This is a genomic window from Wolbachia endosymbiont (group A) of Conops quadrifasciatus, from assembly GCF_964027015.1.
Taxonomy (GTDB): domain Bacteria; phylum Pseudomonadota; class Alphaproteobacteria; order Rickettsiales; family Anaplasmataceae; genus Wolbachia.
Window position 1 is genome coordinate 1 of the sequence record NZ_OZ034722.1, and the last position, 20364, is coordinate 20364.

The 20364-nt window shown below is 35.3% G+C and carries 17 protein-coding genes and 2 pseudogenes; 9 read left to right on the top strand and 10 right to left on the bottom strand.

The window, feature by feature from the left end:
• Positions 1-67: 67 nt before the first annotated feature.
• Both hemE and AAGD69_RS00010 read left to right on the top strand, forming a co-directional pair.
• Positions 68-961 (top strand): annotated as a pseudogene (gene hemE, locus AAGD69_RS00005) (uroporphyrinogen decarboxylase); the annotation flags it as partial.
• A gap of 124 nt (positions 962-1085) precedes the next feature.
• Positions 1086-2279 (top strand): pyridoxal phosphate-dependent aminotransferase, encoded by a 1194-nt coding sequence (locus AAGD69_RS00010; RefSeq protein ID WP_341812134.1) that lies wholly within the window; start codon positions 1086-1088, stop codon positions 2277-2279.
• 53 nt (positions 2280-2332) lie between these two features.
• On the opposite strand, the gene AAGD69_RS00015 is transcribed toward AAGD69_RS00010, so the two are convergent.
• Together AAGD69_RS00015 and AAGD69_RS00020 are read right to left on the bottom strand one after the other, a co-directional pair.
• Positions 2333-2821, bottom strand: coding sequence for a hypothetical protein (locus tag AAGD69_RS00015; RefSeq protein ID WP_341812666.1), 489 nt, complete (start codon positions 2819-2821; stop codon positions 2333-2335).
• A 46-nt stretch (positions 2822-2867) separates the two neighbouring features.
• Positions 2868-3680 carry a transposase family protein gene (locus tag AAGD69_RS00020; RefSeq protein ID WP_410529848.1) on the bottom strand — a complete coding sequence of 271 codons (813 nt, stop codon included), beginning with the start codon at positions 3678-3680 and terminating at the stop codon, positions 2868-2870.
• Positions 3681-4286: 606 nt separating this feature from the next.
• On the opposite strand from AAGD69_RS00020, the gene AAGD69_RS00025 reads away from it, so the two are divergent.
• The 3 genes from AAGD69_RS00025 to AAGD69_RS00035 all read left to right on the top strand — a co-directional run bounded on the left by AAGD69_RS00025 (position 4287) and on the right by AAGD69_RS00035 (position 8364).
• Positions 4287-5492, top strand: coding sequence for an MFS transporter (locus AAGD69_RS00025; RefSeq protein WP_341812667.1), 1206 nt, complete (start codon positions 4287-4289; stop codon positions 5490-5492).
• Positions 5493-5538: 46 nt separating this feature from the next.
• On the top strand, positions 5539-6816 hold the full coding sequence (gene glyA / locus AAGD69_RS00030) for a serine hydroxymethyltransferase (RefSeq protein ID WP_341812136.1): 1278 nt from the start codon (positions 5539-5541) through the stop codon (positions 6814-6816).
• A gap of 735 nt (positions 6817-7551) precedes the next feature.
• Positions 7552-8364, top strand: coding sequence for a transposase family protein (locus tag AAGD69_RS00035; RefSeq protein ID WP_410529849.1), 813 nt, complete (start codon positions 7552-7554; stop codon positions 8362-8364).
• Between the two features lie 148 nt (positions 8365-8512).
• Here AAGD69_RS00035 and AAGD69_RS00040 read toward each other — a convergent pair whose 3' ends face one another.
• The 6 genes from AAGD69_RS00040 to AAGD69_RS00065 all read right to left on the bottom strand — a co-directional run bounded on the left by AAGD69_RS00040 (position 8513) and on the right by AAGD69_RS00065 (position 12059).
• Positions 8513-9346 carry a hypothetical protein gene (locus AAGD69_RS00040; protein WP_341812138.1) on the bottom strand — a complete coding sequence of 278 codons (834 nt, stop codon included), beginning with the start codon at positions 9344-9346 and terminating at the stop codon, positions 8513-8515.
• A 41-nt stretch (positions 9347-9387) separates the two neighbouring features.
• Positions 9388-9651: a hypothetical protein gene (locus tag AAGD69_RS00045; RefSeq protein WP_341812139.1), complete on the bottom strand. Its 264-nt coding sequence runs from the start codon at positions 9649-9651 to the stop codon at positions 9388-9390.
• Positions 9623-9940, bottom strand: coding sequence for an ATP-binding protein (locus AAGD69_RS00050; RefSeq protein WP_341812140.1), 318 nt, complete (start codon positions 9938-9940; stop codon positions 9623-9625). Before AAGD69_RS00050 ends, AAGD69_RS00045 begins: the two co-directional genes overlap by 29 nt.
• 309 nt (positions 9941-10249) lie before the next feature.
• On the bottom strand, positions 10250-10435 hold the full coding sequence (locus AAGD69_RS00055) for a hypothetical protein (protein ID WP_341812141.1): 186 nt from the start codon (positions 10433-10435) through the stop codon (positions 10250-10252).
• Between the two features lie 14 nt (positions 10436-10449).
• Complete coding sequence (locus tag AAGD69_RS00060) at positions 10450-11163, bottom strand: ankyrin repeat domain-containing protein (protein WP_341812142.1); 714 nt, start codon at positions 11161-11163, stop codon at positions 10450-10452.
• Between the two features lie 221 nt (positions 11164-11384).
• On the bottom strand, positions 11385-12059 hold the full coding sequence (locus AAGD69_RS00065; protein WP_341812143.1) for a septal ring lytic transglycosylase RlpA family protein: 675 nt from the start codon (positions 12057-12059) through the stop codon (positions 11385-11387).
• A gap of 26 nt (positions 12060-12085) precedes the next feature.
• Here AAGD69_RS00065 and murC point away from each other — a divergent pair, with 26 nt between their 5' ends.
• From murC to cgtA, 3 genes are read left to right on the top strand one after another with little or no spacing between them, the layout of a single operon-like run.
• Positions 12086-13645, top strand: coding sequence for a UDP-N-acetylmuramate--L-alanine ligase (murC, locus tag AAGD69_RS00070; RefSeq protein ID WP_341812144.1), 1560 nt, complete (start codon positions 12086-12088; stop codon positions 13643-13645).
• A gap of 4 nt (positions 13646-13649) precedes the next feature.
• A complete protein-coding gene (gene eno, locus AAGD69_RS00075; protein ID WP_341812145.1) occupies positions 13650-14924 on the top strand; it encodes a phosphopyruvate hydratase in 1275 nt (424 codons plus the stop codon).
• The gene (gene cgtA / locus AAGD69_RS00080; protein WP_341812146.1) at positions 14912-15934 is read left to right on the top strand and encodes an Obg family GTPase CgtA; all 1023 of its coding nucleotides are present in this window, start codon (positions 14912-14914) and stop codon (positions 15932-15934) included. The genes eno and cgtA overlap by 13 nt, the downstream gene beginning before the upstream one ends.
• Positions 15935-16378: 444 nt before the next feature.
• On the opposite strand, the gene recG is transcribed toward cgtA, so the two are convergent.
• A complete protein-coding gene (gene recG / locus AAGD69_RS00085; protein WP_341812147.1) occupies positions 16379-18400 on the bottom strand; it encodes an ATP-dependent DNA helicase RecG in 2022 nt (673 codons plus the stop codon).
• 177 nt (positions 18401-18577) lie between these two features.
• On the opposite strand from recG, the pseudogene AAGD69_RS06905 reads away from it, so the two are divergent.
• Positions 18578-19420: pseudogene (locus AAGD69_RS06905) on the top strand (hypothetical protein).
• Between the two features lie 3 nt (positions 19421-19423).
• Here the strand turns inward: AAGD69_RS06905 and miaA are convergent.
• A complete protein-coding gene (gene miaA, locus AAGD69_RS00100) occupies positions 19424-20317 on the bottom strand; it encodes a tRNA (adenosine(37)-N6)-dimethylallyltransferase MiaA (RefSeq protein WP_341812150.1) in 894 nt (297 codons plus the stop codon).
• Positions 20318-20364 lie beyond the last annotated feature (47 nt).

A 20364-nucleotide genomic window follows, 5' to 3' on the forward strand; every position in this document is an offset into this window, starting at 1 on the left:
TGGAAAGGAGCAAAACAACAATAGTAGAAGTTATCAAGCAAAATGAGCCAGGTGAAAGAGTGCCTATTTGGCTAATGCGTCAGGCTGGCAGGTCTCTTCCTGAGTACCGCAAAGCAGTGGAAAATATGAATAATTTTATGGAGATATGCTACAACACAGATTTAGTGACAGAATTGACGTTACAGCCAGTGACAAGATTTGACGTAGATGCGGCGATAATTTTTTCAGACATTTTAATAATAGCTGATGTTTTGGGTTGTGACGTGAATTTCCTGCGTAATGTGGGCCCGAGAATAAAACCTATAAAGAATCCTAAAGAATTGAAAAGTCCACAAGACATTGAAGCTAAAATTTTACCAATTCTAAACGCTATAAAGAAAGTCAGAAGTCAGCTATCAAAAAAAAAGCCTCTTATAGGATTTGCTGGTGGCCCATGGACAGTAGCTTTATATATCATAGAAGGTGGAAGCAGCAAAACTTTTTCCAAAGTATTAAATTTTTACCCTTCGTATTTGAAGGAAATAATTGAACGAATAACGGAAGCAACGATTATTTATCTAATTAAACAGATAGAATTTGGAGCAGATGTTATTCAGCTATTTGACAGTAATGCTGGTGCATTATCGGAACCATTGTTTAAAGAATATGTTATCGAACCAACAAAGAGAATTACCTTGGCAATAAAGGATAGATTTTCTGATTTTCCAATAATAGGATTTCCAAGGTCTGCTGGAAATCTTTATAAGGATTACTGCGAACAAACAGGTGTATCTGCAGTAAGTATAGATTATAATGTTCCAATAGAATGGGCGAAAGCGAATCTAAAAATCCCTCTACAAGGAAATCTTGATCCTAATCTTTTAGCCTATAATAAAACGGAAGCAATAAAAGAAGCAAAACGTATAATAGATTGCTTTAGAGATTCACCCTTCATATTTAATCTCGGACATGGAATACTCCCTGATACTCCAGTTGAAAATATCACTGCGTTGGTGAATTTGGTAAAAAGCTACTAATACAATACACAAAATTCCTAGCTTTTTTGCTGTACAGGGTTTATCATTTGAATTTAGCTTCAGTAAGATATGTCAGACCTTGCAAAAAGAATGTCCCTAATAAAACCATCACCTACGATTGCTGTAACTGATAAGGCAAATAAGTTGAAAAATGAAGGAAAAAAGATCTGTGTTTTAGCTGCAGGAGAACCGGATTTTGATACTCCAGATCATATAAAAAAAGCAGCTATTCAAGCAATAAGTGAAGGTAAAACTAAGTATACTGCTGTTGATGGAACGCGTGAGCTGAAAGAAGCAATAATTGATAAGTTAAGAAGGGATAATAACCTCGAGTACACGTTTAACCAAATCTGTGTTGGTACTGGCGCTAAGCAGGTGTTATTCAATTTGTTTATGGCAACAATTAACTCTGGAGATGAAGTTATTATTCCAGCTCCTTATTGGGTTTCATATGTTGATATGGTAAATCTTTTTGGGGGCTTACCAGTTGTAGTGGAATGCAAACAAAATTTTAAACTGACAGCGGAATTATTGAAAAGCAGGATAACTAAAAAAACTAAATGGTTAATTCTTAACTCACCGAACAATCCTGCAGGAGTTGTGTACATATATGATGAATTGAAAGACATAGCACAAATATTGCTTGAATATCCACATGTAAATGTCGTTACAGATGATATTTATGAGCATATAATATACGACGAAAAGTTTTTTACTATCACTCAGGTTGAGCCAAAGCTTTACAACAGAGTTTTTGTAGTCAATGGAGTGTCAAAAGCCTATGCAATGACAGGCTGGAGAATAGGGTATATTGCAGGTAGAAGTGATGTAGTAAAAGCTATCTCTACGCTGCAGTCTCAGAGCACTTCTAACCCAAATTCGATAGCACAAGCAGCAGCAGCAGCAGCATTAAACGGTGACCATAGTTTTTTGAGAGAAAGAACAAGGATTTTTAAGAGTCGTAGAGATTTTATGGTGAAAAAGCTAAATTCTGCTCCGGGATTATCAGCATCCATTCCGCAAGGTGCATTTTATTTATTTGTCTCGTGTGAAGGATTGCTCAGTAAGAGTACAAAAAGTGGTAAAGTAATAAATAATGATCTTGATTTCACTGAATACTTGCTAGAGGATCATTTAGTTGCTGTGGTTCCAGGAATTGCATTTGGTCTAGAAAATTTTATCAGAATTTCTTATGCAACCTCTCAGGAACAATTAGAAATTGGATGTGATAGTATTACTAAAGCGTGCCAGGAGTTAAAATGAAATAGACTATCCATAAATTACCCATTTCACCGCGTCAAAAATATTCACTAAGGTTATCTTGAATGTTCTAACTTGTATTTTTCTATGGAAGGCGTTTTTATTGAGTGAGCAAGTGTTTTTCTAATATTGAATTCCTCATTTTTTTTATTTCGTTGCAGTAAGTTAATGTTATTTATTTTATTTACTAAATCTTTCCCTTTCTCCAGAGTCTTTAAATCACTTTCGTTAATGTGATGTTCATTGTAAAATTCTGCAACAATTTCTTTTCTTTTCGGGTGAGTATTTAAAAATTCCGACACCTTATGTTTAGCAACAGCTTGAATAAATTTCTTATTAAATCTTGAATCGTTATATAGATTTTCCAAACTTTTGTCATAATGTTTTGCTTCGTTTATAGTGAGTTTTATTATCTCTTCTATGCCACTTAGAAGTTCCCTATACAATTTGTCATATCTATTGCCTGACACATGTGTAGCGAATGTTTGTTCAATGTATTTTGTTATGTAATTTTGCAATGTATTATCTAAAGACCTGCTGAGAATCAAGCAATAAAAAGAAGGAAAGGAGGGTGACTAAAATCAAGGTTAACTAAAAGGCGTGCTTAAGATTCACAATACCAGCAATAATATTGAACCTCAGGTTGTATTTTTTCTGAAAATTGCGGTAAACATGAGACATAATCTTAAATATCTTTATCTCACGGATCTTATTTTCTACTCTCATTCTAAATGATGCTAATCTTCTATTATGCTCTTTCTGCTCTGGAGTTAATGGCTTTTTACGATACTTTTTATATGGAATTATAACATTGCTTTGCAATTTTTGCCAACCTTGATATCCAGAATCGGCATATTTTATGCTATCGATTGGTAAATATTTTTCTTGTTTCCTTATGCGAAAATCATTAATTCTACCACGATATGAATTTGACACTGATAAAATTCTTCCACCTTCTTCGATAACAATCTCAGTTTTCATAGTGTTGGTTCTTTTTTTTCCTGAATATGATTTCTTCCGTTTTTTACTATCTTCTGGTCTCTGTATTTGCTGTTCTGTAACATCAGCCAGAATCTTCAGTATTTTTTCTGGTGTCATACTTCTATCTTTTGTTATAGTAACTTTTTTGGCAAGTAATGGCTCTATTTTCTTCAGTAACCTAAATACATTTGCGTTGTGAACATTGAACAGGCACCCTAAAAATCTATGTGTTATGTAAGTGCGATAGTACAAAATTACGCAAAATAACTTATCTTCTAGAGTTGGTAGTTGTGATCTTCTACCATGGCACTTTTTCTGTTTTTCAAGTCTTTCCCACCCAGACCTCACTTTTTCCACTACCTTTTCGAACTCCTCTATAGTTAAACCTGTTATATTACGAAAGCTTCTTGGGTGTTTCTTCATGTTATAGTAACTAAAGCTCATTTTTTTACCTTACTCAATCTGCTTATTCTTCTTCTACTTCTCTCACATTATTTTTTCAATCACCTTTTGCAGCAGATCTTATTGTGCTTATGTTCATCAACCTACCTCAATGCTATATTAACTATTTTACATGTAGAAAGGTTAATATTGAGTTAATAGGATACTTCTAAAGTCAAATTTTACTGAAAATTATGGTATTTAATATATAATTGTTAGCATGAAATAAAAACATAAATAAAATGGATCTTGTAACAAAAGTGAAGCTCAAGATAAAGATGAATAAGGGCAAAATCATAAATATACTTGTCATTTGTGGTGTAATTTTTTTCATATACCTTATTCATGAGCCAGTTGTAGATATGGTAGAAAAAATTATAAGTAAAATAAAAGGTCTCTTTTAAAAATAGAAAAAGTGAACTTTTTCCATCATCCAAACTTGAACCTGGAAAATTTAGTTAATGCATAAACTACTTATGTTGGCTATGAGTTCAGCTGTATAAAATTTCAGTAAATTAAAATAAGTATTCATAAAAATATTGTTTTCTATAAACAGAGTATCTATAATACTAGCTTTGGGGTAAAGTACTGCAGAGGAATTTTTTAATCTGGTTGTTAGCGTCACTGTTTTATGCGTACCAATATATATTACGCGTAATTCCAAACATAATTGCGCCTGGATTGATAACAAAATTTAACATAAGTATTACAGATATTGGCCAGTTTGGTGGGTTATACTATGTAGGCTCTATGCTAGCTCATATACCTGTTGGTCTTTTCCTTGATAGATTTGGACCCAAGTTTGTTTTGCCTGCTTGTACCGTTTTGACATTTACCGGAACATTACCGCTTATATGCTTTGATGAGTGGAGCTATTCAATAGTTGGCAGAGTAATTGTGGGAATTGGGTCGTCCGCTTCAGCAATTGGGCTTTTTAAAGTTGCAAGCATGTATTTTGCGCAAGAAAAATCAGCAAGAATGGCCAGTTTATCCATAATTATAGGAGTGTTGGGGGGGATATGTGGCGGATTACCGTTAGACTTCTTACTCAATAAATTTGGCTGGAATTGTGTTATCTATACCTTCTCAGCATTCGGATGTTTACTTGCTCTGTTGCTGTTCTTAGTAACACCTGAAAGCAATGTTCAGCAGGAAAAAGTTAGCATTAGAGACTTAAAAAACATACTTCTCAACAAGCATATTATTCTAATTAGCTTTTTTGGTGGACTCATGGTCGGTCCAATGCAAGGTTTTGCCGATGGTTGGGCGAAAGCATTCTTTTTTGAAGTATATGAAATGAATGAAGACTTGGCGTCTTCTCTCTCTTCCGTAATATTGATAGGAATGTTAACAGGATCATTCTCTTTGGCTTATTTATTGGAAAAGTATAAAAATAAGCATTATGAAGTAATAATTTCATGCTCATTTGCAATGATCGCCGGTTTTCTATTACTTTTTACTCAGATTGGTGGCTTGTATGTTGTATTACCTACGCTTTTTATTATCGGCTTTGCATCTGGATATCAAATAGTTACAATTTATAAAGCACTAAGTTATGTAAATAATAACTTAGTAGGCTTAGCTACATCTGTGTCAAACATGATAGTCATGGGTTTTGGCTATTTTTTTCACACTGGAATCGCAAAAATAATAAATTTATGTTGGGATAGAACAGTAATACAAGGAAATCCTGTGTATAGTGCTGAATTGCTGATAAAAGCAACATCTATTATTCCTGTATGTTTGCTAATAGCTGTTTTTGGGCTCTTATGGTTAAAAAAGCAGGATAAGTAGTCTTAAAATTGCTTGTGCATCTTAAAATTAAAGCGAGGTTTGATCTATGATGAGTGTTTTAAAAAAAATCTGTGGCTCTAAAAATAGTTTAAAGTCTTTTGATAACGAGGTTTATCAGTTTATAGAAAAAGAGTTACAACGTCAAAAGTCACAATTGCAATTAATTGCATCAGAGAATTTTGCAAGTAAAGCAGTAATGGAAGCACAAGGCTCTTTTCTGACTAATAAATATGCAGAAGGCTATCCAGGCAAAAGGTATTACTGTGGTTGTGAGCATGTGGACAAAGTTGAAAGTCTAGCTATAGAAAGACTTTGTAAGCTGTTCGGTGTTAAATTTGCAAATGTTCAACCTCACTCTGGTTCTCAGGCAAATCAGGCGGTATTTGCTTCACTGCTTACTACAGGCGATACAATACTTGGATTATCACTGAGTTGCGGTGGACATCTAACTCATGGTGCGGCACCAAGCCTTTCTGGTAAATGGTTTAAGTCAATTCAATATACAGTGAATAAAGACACTTACTTGCTGGATATGGATGAGATAGAAAGGCTGGCACTCAAACATAAGCCAAAATTGATCATAGCTGGCGCTTCTGCTTATCCAAGGAAAATGGACTTCAAACGTTTTCGCGAAGTTGCAGATAAAGTTGGTGCTTATTTGCTTGCGGACATTGCTCACTATGCGGGACTTATTGCAGCAGGTGAATATCCGTCTCCTGCTGAATATGCACATGTTATGACTTCCACAACTCACAAAACTTTGCGTGGTCCTCGTGGTGGAATAGTGATGACCAATGATGAAGCATTACACAAAAAAATTCAATCTGCAGTTTTTCCAGGATTGCAGGGCGGGCCACTTATGCATGTGATAGCTGCAAAAGCTGTTGCATTTAAAGAAGCATTAGCGCCAGAGTTTAAAACTTATAGCAAGAAAATCGTGGAAAATGCGAAAGTACTAGCTCAAGAATTGCAAAAGCATGGACTCGACATTATAACCGGTGGCACTGACTCTCATATAGTGCTAATTGACTTAAGATCGCAGAAATTAACTGGAAAAGACGTTGTAGATAGCCTTGAGAGGGCTGGCATTACCTGCAATAAAAACTCTGTACCATTTGATACAGAAAAGCCAACCATCACTTCAGGGCTCCGTTTTGGCACCGCTGCTGAGACAACACGCGGACTTGAGGCAGAAAATTTTAAAGAGATAGCCAGCCTAGTAAATGAAGTGGTTCAGGGATTAATCAGCGGAAATAGCTCAAGTGTCGAAAAAGCAGTAAAAACTAAAGTTGAAAAGATTTGCAGTAATTTTCCTATTTATTAATTTATGTGGTGTCATCCAAGTAGCTGGTAGAAACGGAAAAAGTTGCTTGACAAGCTTTGCCAGCTCCCTTATTGTAGTATTAAGGGTATTTCTGACTCAAAACTTGTTTTTGATCTGCGCAGGTTCAATGACAAAATTCAGTAAAAAACTTAGTGTGTTTTTTGGCGGATTACATAAAATTATAGCGGCTGCATGTCTTTTAAATTTTTTCTACATTCAGCCAAACCGCGCTTAAACTAAGCGTCAGCACATTATTACAGCGCCAGTTTAAATTATTATAGGGTCAAAACTCGCACCACGGGGCTTCTTTTGCCTTTTTTTTCGTTTAGTAAATTTCTTAAGTATTTATGGCTAAAGTAACTTAAGAGACCGAAAATGGTCAGCGCTCCTTTTTTTGTCATCCCAGTGCCCCTATGATGTCATTCCAGTCTGGAATTTAGTTCTTATTGTACATTTACTTGGTGTAGAGTTAAGTTTTCTGGATCCCAGTGTCTGGGCACTGGGATGACACCTTCTTGGATGGAAACCAGTGTCAGCTACTTTCATGACACCATGACAACTGTCATCCCGCTGCTTGTTAGCGGGATCTAGAGATACTGCGGCGGTATGACGTCTCGCTTGCAACCTATAGCATAAGACCTGCTGCAAAAGGTGATTGAAAAAATAATGTGAGAGAAGTAGAAGAAGAATAAGCAGATTGAGTAAGGTAAAAAAATGAGCTTTAGTTACTATAACATGAAGAAACACCCAAGAAACTTTCGTAGTATAACAGGTTTAACTATAGAGGAGTTCGAAAAGGTAGTGGAAAAAGTGAGGTCTGGGTGGGAAAGAGTTGAAAAACAGAAAAAGTGCCATGGTAGAAGATCACAACTACCAACTCTAAAAGATAAGTTATTTTGCGTAATTTTGTACTATCGCACTTACATAACACATAGATTTTTAGGGTGCCTGTTCAATGTGCACAACGCAAATGTATGTAGGTTACTGAAGAAAATAGAGCCATTACTTGCCAAAAAAGTTACTATAACAAAAGATAGAAGTATAACACCAGAAAAAATACTGAAGATTCTGGCTGATGTTACAGAACAGCAAATACAGAGACCAGAAGATAGTAAAAAACGGAAGAAATCATATTCAGGAAAGAAAAGAACCAACACTATGAAAACTGAGATTGTTATCGAAGAAGGTGGAAGAATTTTATCAGTGTCAAATTCATATCGTGGTAGAATTAATGATTTTCGCATAAGGAAACAAGAAAAATATTTACCAATCGATAGCATAAAATATGCCGATTCTGGATATCAAGGTTGGCAAAAATTGCAAAGCAATGTTATAATTCCATATAAAAAGTATCGTAAAAAGCCATTAACTCCAGAGCAGAAAGAGCATAATAGAAGATTAGCATCATTTAGAATGAGAGTAGAAAATAAGATCCGTGAGATAAAGATATTTAAGATTATGTCTCATATTTACCGCAATTTTCAGAAAAAATACGACCTGAGGTTCAATATTATTGCTGGTATTGTGAATCTTAAGCACGCCTTTTAGTTAATCTTGATTTTAGTCACCCTCCTTTCCTTCTTTTTATTGCTTGATTCTCAGCAGGTCTATTGTTATAATAAGAGTTCATGAAAGATGTCATCTGGAATCTTGTTCCAATGTTAAACAACACAAAGTTGAAAAAGTAGAGCAAGAATTACTTACAATTCAATAATTCTCCAAAATCAATTATGTTTGAAAAGTAATCACTATCTATAACGTCATCACTCACACCATTAACGTGAATAAGAACTGGACGGCATGAAAAGCCTTTTGGACGCTTTAGTGTATCTATTTTCTTTTGTACTTCTTGTATTATTGAATGACCGATTTTATTTTTTGAAAATTTGATTTCGCAAATGTAGAGAGTGTTAAACCTTGTTTGAATCATGTAATCAATTTGACAACCAGCACCTGTCTTCCTCTGAAAAAATGGATTTTCGCTTACTATTCCATCAATTCTCAAGATATTATGTATGCTCTTTCTATTGTTAAGCACCAAATTTTCAAACTGAAGTCCAATAATTGTATGCCACTCTCCTGGAGGTGCGAGTAATCTCATAGAGTAGGTGTCGCGATTAATTTTTCCTAGATTTTTTTCAATATATTTTAGATAAAACCTTAAATAATTATCTTGAAGTCTGTACCTTCTGAATCGTGAATCAGTACCAGTTTTTATATTCCAAGTGTGATCCCTTGCAATAAAACCGGCAAGCTCGAGCTCATATAGATACTCAGAAATGCGTCCGTGTTTTGCAATGTTTAAAGCAGTAAAAATTTCTTCCTGTTCTTTAGCTCCAGTAGAAAGAGCTCTCACTATTTGCTTATAAAAAGCTGTTTTTCGCATGAATAGATCTGAAAATATTTGGTCAAACTCCTCAACTAAAAATCCACCTTTTGTAAAACAAAGCGTTTTAATATTTCTTTCAGCACTGTGTCTAAAATTTACCTCTTCTAAATATTTTGGAATTCCACCGTTTACTGCAAGCACCTTAAACTTTTCGTATATTTTTTGGCCAAAATTCATTGCAATCAGAAAGTCCCGAGTGTTAAAGTCAACGATATTCTTCCTACAAAACCAGTACTACTAAGTATATTTTTCTCGATCCAAGATGATGCAGATCCACAAACGACAAAAATTAGCTTGTTATTATTTTTTAGCTGTATATCCCAAAAATTCTTTATTTTGCCTAAAAAAGTTGGATCTTTTGAGCCCATCCAAGAAATTTCATAAAAGAGCAATAATATTTTGCCAGATAGTAAACGTTCACCAACTGCCCATACTCCAGTCGTCATATCTAGCAAAAGATGTATTAAATTGTCTAGCAACTTGTCTAGAAAATTCATTAAGTTGGTGGGATGTTGTAGTATGCTTTTCTGGTGGCAAACCTGCAAATGAGTAATGTTGTTCGAAATGTTTACCAAACTCTTGAATTAAACGACTTTTTCCTATACGACGCCTTCCTTTGACTACTACAAAAGATGCAGTGTTTTTTTCCGTAAGCTCCAGCAGTTGCTTCAACTCGGTTTGCCTACCAATAAATGATGGAGACATAAAATACGAAATATCAATCTTTTTCTCCATTATACACAATGAAATTGGAGACGTAAATAAGTAAATTTTGATTTTTGTCTCTATAGTGCTATAGCTAAACTGACTTAGATTTACCGACAATTTGAAAAACCGTCATTCCGCTACGTGTTAGCGGAATCTATCTGCGGCGGTATGACGTAGGGGTTGCCGAGAACTTGTCATTCCAGTGCTTGACACACAACTGTACGAACATTCCCGTATTCATTACACAATTACTAGGCTACCATAGTTTTCCGGGTCCATGTGTCCGCTACTTAGATGGCACCCTGCCTACCCTCAAAAGCTATACCAACTTACCTATTATGCTGCTCCTTGCACCTTCCCATTCACGTTTTGTTGTTCTTTCGTTTCATCCACTTTAGTACTAGGCTTTGACAGCATGTATGTAACACCACCAACTGCCAGTGCCGCTGTTGCGATTGCAGCAACGGCTATTACCACAGGCATTAGTTCAACCGCAATTGTTCCAGCTGCAAAAAGTGTCACTGCTATCGCAGCGCCTAATACCGCAACTGAACCACCGACAAAAACCCTTTCATGGTCGCTGATGTAGGTTGTTTTTTCTCTGTTTTTCCTAGAAGATGTGTTGTATCTTTATTATCATCCTTATTTTGTGGTAAATTGTTTGTTCCTTCGTTTTGCTTTCTAAGCTGTTTTTCTTCTGCTTCTTTCAGAAACTCCTTCATATAATCACGAGCTAAGTCTCTTGGAGTTTGACCTTTATTATTTATCAATAAAGAATCTGCTCCATTTTCTACTAAAGCTTTTACTATACTTTTCTTACTAACTGCAGCAGCCCAATGTAAAGGAGTCCATCCATCTTTATCTACTGCATTGACATTTGTTTTTTTTGACTTTAATAACGCATCTACTGTCTCATTATGGATAGAGTAAGCAGCTTCGTGTAAAGGGGTCCATTCAAGTCTACCTGTTACTGCATTAACATTGATTTCTTTTACTCCCAATAGAGCATTCAAAACACTTGCTGCCTCATGGCAAACAGCCAGATGTAGTAATGTGGGCTTCCTACCTTCCAACCATTCAAATCGATGATTCACATCAAAATCAGCTTTTTCCCACTTATCATACTCATCTTTATCTTTTACTTTTAATCTCTCTTTTATTTTTTCAATTACATTATTTTCATTTAGGTTTCTCCCCTCATTGTTAACTGCACTTAATATTTCTTCCCACTGATCGTATTTCGTTGTCATAACTTTACCTCTTGCTTTAAATAATATTTTTAATTACCATATTATAGCAAGAAAGTCAATCTCATTACTTAAGTAATACCTGGTATCAGAAAAAAACAGCATTAATTACTTGCTATTAGACTTCTTACATTACCTCATGTCATCCAAACTGCCAAAGGTTACTCAAAAGGTGGTTATACAAGAAATCTATTATAAATTATTTAGGCAGAGCCTAGAGTTTTCTACTTATAACTCACTTTCACGCAATATTGATCGTTCTTAAAAAGCAATCTAACATTTTTTATTCCTTGATTGCGAAGCTTCGATGCAGCTGACTTAGCAGCCTGAGCACTTTTAAAAAATGCAACATATCCCTTACTTTCTGCACTGTCTTGTTTCGGGTGACGTTTCTGCATTTCTTTTTCATATTGCTTTCTGTAATGAGGAGTATTTTGTATCAATTGTTCTGACATCTTTCTTAGGTATTGGACTTTTACCTTTGTAAGCCCTACTTTATGAAATCCTAAGACTTGAGCTGCTTTTTCTGATAAGTCTATTATTCTGCCTTCAATAAAAGGCCCTCTATCGTTAATCCTTACAACAAGCTTTCTTCCATTTTCTAAATTAGTGACAAGAGCAAAGCAGGGTAGGGGCAAAGTCTTATGCGCTGCAGAGATCAAGTGACGGTTAAACACTTCACCATTTGCTGTAAGCGTGCCATGATCTTCTATTCCATACCACGACGCTATCCCTATCTCTTCATAGTGTTTACAGTTTTTTGGATAATAAGTTATACCATTTATTGTGTAGCTGCAGCCAATTTTATAATGACCTGCAGTGCAATTAAACCTGTTGCTAAAACTGCAACTACTCATCAAAACAAATATTAGACATAGGAAGGCTAGGTTTTTTATCATTGTATTCGGTAAGAGGGTTCGATACTATGAGAATTTTAAATTATACTATAATAAATTTAATAATGAGTAAACATCTACTGCTAAATATTAACAAAACTCAAAAAAGAATAATACATATAGTTGGTATAGGTGGAATCGGAATGAGTGCCATTGCTGAAATTCTTCACAATTCCAATTGCAAAGTTCAAGGCAGTGATGCACAATCAAACAACAATGTAGATAGATTACAAAGGCTGGGCATAGAGGTTTTTATTGGTCACAATGCTAATAATATAAGCCAAGCTCAAATAGTTGTACATTCTTCTGCGATAGAATCTGATAATGTGGAGTTAGTAACAGCGAGAAATAAAAATAAAACCATTTTGCATAGATCAGACATACTTACTGAAATTATGAAAGATAAATATGTGATAGCAGTTTCAGGTTCAAGTGGAAAGACGACAACAACGGCTATGATTGCTTCTATTTTTGATCATTCTAATATTGATGCAACTGTAATTGTAGGAGGAATACTAAATTCGTATCAGAGTAATTCAAGACTTGGAAAGAGTGACATTTTTTTAATCGAAGCTGATGAGTCTGATGGAACCATGATAAAAATTCCTGCAAATATTGCTGTCATAACGAGTATTAACGACGATCATATGGATCATTATGGTACATTCGACGATATTAAAAATGCGTTTTCTCAGTTTATAAGCAAAGCAGGTTTTGCAGTTTTGCCTGATTCTGTAGGCATTAATTATGATGCAAGTAACTCTATGATGTTTGGATTTGAGGATGATGACATTGTCATCCAAGTAGCTGACACTGGGATCCAGAAAAAAAAATCAGCGTCACGCTTTGCCAAAGTGAGTAATGTCAGAGCAAGTAACATTAAACAGCGTGCTAACAGCATAGAATTTGACGTTTTGAACAACTGGATTCCAGTGTCAAGCACTGGAATGACAGAAAAACAGGTATCATCCCAGTGCTTGACACTGGAATCCAGCCCTTTAAAAAACGTAGTACTAGCAAACGCAATAGGTATTCACAAAATGAGTAACGCCTTGGCTGCAATATCAGTTGCGATAAAGCTCGGGATTAGCAATGCAGAGATTAAAAAAGGCCTTTTGGAATTTCAAGGAGTAGCAAGAAGATTCTCTTTGATTGCCAATATTAAAGGTGTTAAGTTAATTGAGGATTATGCCCATCATCCAAATGAAATATATGCAACTTTAACGGCTGCACGTTCGATTACTAAAGGAAAAGTAATAGGAATTATCGAACCACTTCGTTTTGCTCGCATTCGTAATTTTTTTAATGAATTCATACGAATTTTCATGATGTTTGATTATGTAATCCTCACTCCTGTTCATCCCCCAGAAGACAAGCCTATTCCTGGTTGTGGGATTAATGATATACAAGAAGCTTTAATCAGTAATGGGTTTGATAGCGTAAAAATCATGAATGATTCTCTACTCATTTCCCATTTTGTTAGTGATTCAACAAGTCCAGGTGATATAGTATTATTTATTGGTGCTGGTAGTAATATAGCTAAATTGGCAAAGGAAACTGCAGCACTTATTGCGGAAGTTAAGGTTTAATGCGATGAATAAGATAATCAACAACGTATTTGCAAGAGAAATTTTAGATAGCAGGGGTTACCCCACTGTTGAGGTGAAAATTGAACTCTGTGATGGAGTAATAGGTAGAGCATCTGTACCTTCTGGAGCTTCAACCGGTAAACTGGAAGCCTTGGAACTCAGAGACCAAGATGAGAAAAGGTATTGTGGTAAGGGAGTGCTGAAAGCTGTTCAAGCTGTAAATGGAGTGATAACAGATAGAATCATTGGAATGAATGCAGCGAACCAAAATGCAATTGATAAAGCATTAATTGAACTGGATGGAACAAAAAATAAATCTAAACTTGGAGCAAATGCAACTTTGGGTGTGTCTCTTGCGGTTGCAAAAGCAGCAGCAAACAGTTTTAAAGTTCCGTTGTATAGGTATTTGGGAGGAGAGCAGGCAAGTATTATGCCGGTTCCGTTAATTAACATAATTAATGGCGGAGTACATGCAGACAATAAGCTCGATTTCCAAGAATTCATGATTCTTCCGATTGGTGCTGAGACTTTCAGTGAAGCAATTAGAATATCTGCGGAGGTGTTCCACAACTTACGTAGCATTCTTAAGAAAAAAGGTTATAGCACAAACGTAGGAGATGAAGGTGGTTTTGCACCAAATATTGAAAGTACTGAAGAAGCACTTGATTTGATCGTATACGCTATAGAATCAGCAGGTTATTCAGCGCAAAGTGATTTTGCACTAGGCCTTGACGTTGCTTCATCTACTTTTTATGAAGATGGAATTTACAAATTTGAAAATAAAGAGCTTATTTCAAAAGAATTGACTGAATACTATTGTGACTTTGTGGAAAAATATCCAATAGTTTCTATAGAAGATGCAATGAGTGAAGACGATTACGAAGGTTGGAAATTGCTTACTGCAAAATTGGGGAGTAAAATTCAATTGGTTGGGGATGATTTATTTGTTACAAATTGTGAACTAATAGGCAAAGGAATAGAAGAAAAAATGGCAAATGCTGTACTGATCAAGCCAAATCAAATAGGGACGTTAACAGAAACTTTTGCTGCTATTGAAATGGCAAAATCAAACAACTACAAAGCTGTTATTTCTCACCGCTCAGGTGAAACAGAAGACACAACAATATCTCATATAGCAGTTGCATCAAATTGCGGGCAAATAAAAACCGGGTCGCTGTCGCGTTCTGATAGGCTCGCGAAGTATAACGAGCTAATGAGAATAGAAGGCACATTAGGAAAAGATGCTAAATATTATCGTGGGTTAGCATGGGTTTTATAGACGAAGTAAAATTGTACTTAAAAGCCGGTGATGGTGGTGACGGTTGTGCAAGTTTTCGTCGAGAAAAGTTCGTTGAATTTGGTGGTCCAAATGGTGGTAATGGAGGAAAGGGTGGAAACATAGTTTTCATCAGCGACGCTAATCTCAACACTTTGCTTCATTTTCGTTATAGAAGACACATTAAAGCAGATAATGGGAAAAATGGTGCAGGAAGGGATAGATCTGGCACAGCAGGGAAAGACGTTATACTTCGAGTTCCAGTCGGTGCACAAATAATTGATGAAGAAAGTGAAGAGATAATAGTAGACCTTGACAAGCCTGGTATGGAATTTCAAGTAGCACAGGGTGGAAAAGGTGGACTTGGAAATACTAATTTTAAATCTTCTACTAATAAGGCACCAAGACATTTTACTTACGGTCAGCCTGGCGAAGAAAAACATGTATTATTAAAACTAAAAGTTTTATCAGATGTTGGAATTATTGGCATGCCAAACGCAGGTAAATCAAAATTTTTGACTCGCTGCTCAAATTCCGATACAAAAGTAGGCGATTATCAATTTACCACCGTAAGACCCCACTTAGGTGTGACAAAAGTGGATGATAGCGAAGTTGTAATAGCAGATATTCCTGGAATAATCACCGATGCTCACCTTGGAGTTGGGCTCGGACATAAATTTTTAAAGCACATAGAAAGGTGTCAAATTTTACTTCATTTAATCGATGTAACTCATGATGACGTTGTTTCGGCTTATAGTTGTATCCATAATGAATTGGAACTTTACAATGGTGATCTTGTTGAAAAAGAAGAGATTGTAGTATTAAACAAATGCGACTTGCTGAGAGAAGCAGAAATTCTGGAAAAGAAGAATCACCTAGCCAATTATCTTAATAAAGAAGTGCTGTGCTTATCAATTAATGGTGATTTACAGCCTATTTTAAGATTATTAAGTGAAAAATTGAAAAAGAGTAATTCTAAGGAAATCGATGTATATGATCCTTTTAAGATGTGAATTTCATTTAGATAATTGATGTTTTTCATTTATTTATATCATATAACTAGAATATATGTGTACGAACGTTTGTTTTTGAAGGTGATTTGCACAGTAAATGGTCAGCGCGTGACGCACTGCCCAGTTCATGTTAGCTATAAATATTTAAGAAATTTACCAATCAGAAAAAAAGACAAAGAATTCCCGAGTTGGCTAGTCCTTTACTATCTTTGTCAAGTATTGGCATTTTTTGATGTCTTGTAACGCTTTGTAAGCGCATTCAGCTTATTTAGATAAAAATCTAGATGAAGTTTGTAAAGACATACAGTATCTATACCTTTTAATCTGCAAATTGGTGAAAGCAAATACAATAGCTTCAGTTTCATGATAAGGGGGCTGGCGGAGTTTGTCAAGGAATTTTTGCATTTAATTCGTTTCTGCGAGCTACCTGGATAAGAAGTTTTCCTACTGAAATTTTGAAAAATGTAATCTACTTCTATATTCAAATATATCAAGCAGTAATTCAAAATCAGCCATTGCACCTTTTGCGTTATTATACGCGAGGTTGAGCAGCTCTTTGTCCTGATATAAATCAGCAAATTTAAATTCCATACATCCTGATTGTTTTGTGCCTAAAATATCTCCACTGCCTCTTAGCATCATATCCCTTTCAGCAATGTAAAATCCGTCCTGTGACTCACACATGATCTTTAACTTTGAAGATGAGCTTTTACTTAAATTATCGTATAATAATACACAAAAAGATGGCTTGTTTCCTCGTCCTACTCTGCCTCTTAACTGATGTAATTGTGATAACCCAAATTGCTCTGCATTTTCTATAATCATAATGGTTGCATCTGGCACATCTATACCAACTTCTATCACAGTGGTTGCAACAAGCAAAGAAAATTCATTTCTTTTGAAGGAAAACATAACTTGATCTTTCTGCTCCTGAGTCAATTTTCCGTGTATTATCCCGACTCTATCAAAAAATGTTTTTTGTAATTCCTGAAAACGCATCTCTGCTGCAGCAATATTGGTCTCTTCGTTTTCTTCTATATATGGACAAATCCAATATGCTTTTTCGCCCCTGTTTATAGCACCTTTTAGCTTTTCAATAACATCTGGCACCCTACTAATGTTCATAGTTACAGTTTTTATTGGCAATCTGGATTTTGGTTTTTCTCTCAAAATTGAACATTCAACGTCACCATACATAGCTTGCTGCAAGGTTCTTGGAATGGGAGTTGCAGTAACGAAAAGTATATCGGCATTTTCTCCTTTTCCTACCAAGCGATTTCTCTGCATCACTCCAAATCGCTGTTGCTCGTCTATGACTGCAAGCCCTAAATTTTTAAATGTAACGTTAGCTTGAAATAACGCGTGGGTGCCAATCACTATATTTAAAACACCACTTGCAAGTTCGTTCATGATAATCTTTCTTTCCTTGCGCGAAGTTTTACCAGTAAGCAGCGCAACTTTTATATCGGTACAGGATAAAACTTCCTCAATCCAATTATAATGTTGCTCCGCCAAGATAGTAGTCGGTGCCATTAGAGCTGCCTGCATGTTGTTTTCTACCACATTTAGCATCGCAAAAAGTGCAACTACGGTTTTGCCACTACCAACATCACCTTGCAGCAAGCTCATCATGCGATACTTGGATTTTTGCCTCTCTGAAATTTCATCTATTGCACGAATTTGATCGTTTGTTAATTGAAGCGATAATTCATTTAAAACTTGCTCTTTATATTTATTCAATACTATAAATTCTCTTCCCCTTTCTTTTACATGATTTTCTCTTGCAAGTTTCAGTGCTAGCTGATACGCAAACAATTCATCATAAGCAAGCCTTTTTCTACAAACCTCGGCTTCCGCCAATGAGCTTGGTCTGTGCAACTTTATGATGCTTTCCCTCCAACTTAGCCATTTTTTTTGCTTGATTAATGTATCATCTATCCACTCTGGCAAATCAGGCAATTCTTTCAGGTTAGAGCTTATTATGTTCCCAATGCTCTTATTGGTAATGCCACGGCATAATTGGTAGACTGGCTCTATGCGAGCTATTTCTTTAAATTGGTTGATGTCAAGCGACACGTAATCTGGATGAGTAATCTGCCAATGCTCAGCAAATTTTTCGAGTTTGCCACTGATGATTACATAGGCTCCAACTGGAAATAGTTTATATAAATACTTAACTGAGTGATTAAAAAAGACTATGAATATATACTGACTCTCACTTTCAACGACTATTTTATATGGTCTACCTCTAAAAGTGGGCGACTGATGCTCATAAACTTTTGCAATAAAAGTTATAAATTCTCCAGCTTGAGCATCGGGCAGTGACTTACTTCTATCTACGTAACTAAGTGGCCTATAAAATAGCAGGTCCATCACTTTGTCCCCACCACAAAGTTTAGGCAATATTGCGTTAGGCAGATTGCTATTTAGAAAAGTCAGCACATCTGATTGCTCATTGAGATTCATGCATGTGTAAAACTGTTTATCAATAATAGAGTCTTCTTAAGATCCTGTCACCTTATAGTCAAGCTATACACTATTTGCTGTCATAGAACTTGCGTTTATATAAAATATTTTTATTGACTTATTAATCATTTTTATGTATTATTATACTATTAGTAATTCATATACAGGGTATTGACAATGAATAGCTTTATACCACAAGAAAAGGAAAATCCAATAGTTACACTAAAAGCTCAAGCAGAAAAGTTTGGTTTTAGCAGGTTAAGGGCTGGCAAAGATAATGCTGAAGCGAATTCTGGTAACACAGCGTTCTGCGATCTGCGCAGAATGGATTTTGTTATTAATAAGAAAAGCACAAGTAGGGATTTTATTGCCAAGCTATACAAAAAACATGACAGTTTGCTGCCAAAAAATGAGGACAACAATAAAGACTATCGTCCTTTTGCAAAAGAAGTTTTTAAGGAGATATTTAAATATGCTGAAGCAAAAGTTCCAAGTTATTCTATCCTAGAAGAACTGGTTACCAATTGTAATCAGGCAGGGCATGAAGCTGGTGTATTTATAGAATCCCAACTTGCACTTGGCCAACATTCATTTCTAGTATTCTCCCCTAAAAGAGTAATGAATATTGATTATATTGACCAAAATAATGTAAGTATTAGATCGGATATGAAATTACCAATATTTTTCCAAAGGAGTGATGGTAAAGCCGGTGACAAGGTGTGAGATCTATACAGCTCAATTGAATTCACACTTGAATCTCAAGATGGGAAAGAGGGTGTAATATATAAAGATGGTAAATTGTCACTTACTGTTCCTAAGAGACTGAAGGACTATAATATAGGTGATAAAAACTTGTTTGACATTATAAAAGAGTGTTTTCAGAAATTTTGCGAGAGGCTTGGATTTTTTAAAATAAAAATAGAGCATGACTTGGATAAGCCACCAAAAGTGAACAGCCATCTGGAAAATATGGAACCGCTCATTCATAGCAATGAGCATGGAAATACACCTGGAAACTAACAATTAAAATATTTCAAGCGCTGTTAGCTCATTTGCACAATCAATTACTTCAGAACTTGGGAACTGGTTTTTAAACCAAGTGTACTGGCGTTTTGCGTAGTGTCTTGTGTTTGTTTGAGCAATCTGTATCGCTTCGTCTAAAGTAATCTCACCTTTCAAATACTTTACAATTTCTGGCACTCCATGTGCTTTCATAGCTGGCAAATGTGGAGCTAAGTTCATACTAAGTAGCTTTTTTACTTCATCAATTGCTCCATTTTCGATCATTTTGATAAAACGAGAATTTATTTTTTGGTATACATCCTCACGTTTAGGCAAAATTGTATATATCTTAAAATTATCGAATAAAGGAGGCTGTCTATTTTCTTGCCATACAAAGATTGTCTTACCAGTTTCAGTGATAACTTCAAGTGCCCTTGAAAGGCGGTGCGAGTCATTCATGAATACTTTACCTTGAATCCTTGGATCTTTGCTTAGCACTAATTTGTAAAACTCCTCTTTACTTAAATTTTTCCTTAATTCGCTTACATTTTTCCTTACTTTCTGACTTATTTGTGGCATTGATGATAAGCCTTTGATTAAACTGCTGATGTAAAGCCCGCTTCCTCCAGTGATGATAGGTATTTGAGCATTTTCTAATGCGTGATTAACTTCTTTTTCTAAATCCTCTAACCATAGACCCACGGAATAATTTTCTTTTGCTGAAACATAACCATATAATGTATAAAATTCTTCTTGCTTTAGTGGTTGAGCAGTAATTATGGGAATTTCTTCATATACCTGCTTTGAATCACAATTTATTATGCTGATATTGTTATATTTTTTTATCAGGTTATCACACAATTCTGATTTACCTGAAGCTGTAATTCCTGTAATAATTACTATATTATTTTTCATTTATATTAATTTAATTAACATATGATAGAGTGTAGTAAAAATTTGGG

What these genes read in the sequence shown, in the direction of transcription:
- AAGD69_RS00010 (WP_341812134.1), top strand. Translation starts at nt 1,086, where the DNA reads ATGTCAGACCTTGCAAAAAGAATGTCCCTAATAAAACCATCACCTACG.
- AAGD69_RS00050 (WP_341812140.1), bottom strand. Translation starts at nt 9,940, where the DNA reads ATGGAGAAAAAGATTGATATTTCGTATTTTATGTCTCCATCATTTATT.
- miaA (WP_341812150.1), bottom strand. Translation starts at nt 20,317, where the DNA reads ATGAAAAATAATATAGTAATTATTACAGGAATTACAGCTTCAGGTAAA.
- murC (WP_341812144.1), top strand. Translation starts at nt 12,086, where the DNA reads ATGAGAATTTTAAATTATACTATAATAAATTTAATAATGAGTAAACAT.
- recG (WP_341812147.1), bottom strand. Translation starts at nt 18,400, where the DNA reads ATGAATCTCAATGAGCAATCAGATGTGCTGACTTTTCTAAATAGCAAT.
- AAGD69_RS00045 (WP_341812139.1), bottom strand. Translation starts at nt 9,651, where the DNA reads ATGACGACTGGAGTATGGGCAGTTGGTGAACGTTTACTATCTGGCAAA.
- cgtA (WP_341812146.1), top strand. Translation starts at nt 14,912, where the DNA reads ATGGGTTTTATAGACGAAGTAAAATTGTACTTAAAAGCCGGTGATGGT.
- AAGD69_RS00065 (WP_341812143.1), bottom strand. Translation starts at nt 12,059, where the DNA reads ATGATAAAAAACCTAGCCTTCCTATGTCTAATATTTGTTTTGATGAGT.
- glyA (WP_341812136.1), top strand. Translation starts at nt 5,539, where the DNA reads ATGATGAGTGTTTTAAAAAAAATCTGTGGCTCTAAAAATAGTTTAAAG.
- AAGD69_RS00020 (WP_410529848.1), bottom strand. Translation starts at nt 3,680, where the DNA reads ATGAAGAAACACCCAAGAAGCTTTCGTAATATAACAGGTTTAACTATA.
- AAGD69_RS00060 (WP_341812142.1), bottom strand. Translation starts at nt 11,163, where the DNA reads ATGACAACGAAATACGATCAGTGGGAAGAAATATTAAGTGCAGTTAAC.
- eno (WP_341812145.1), top strand. Translation starts at nt 13,650, where the DNA reads ATGAATAAGATAATCAACAACGTATTTGCAAGAGAAATTTTAGATAGC.
- AAGD69_RS00035 (WP_410529849.1), top strand. Translation starts at nt 7,552, where the DNA reads ATGAAGAAACACCCAAGAAACTTTCGTAGTATAACAGGTTTAACTATA.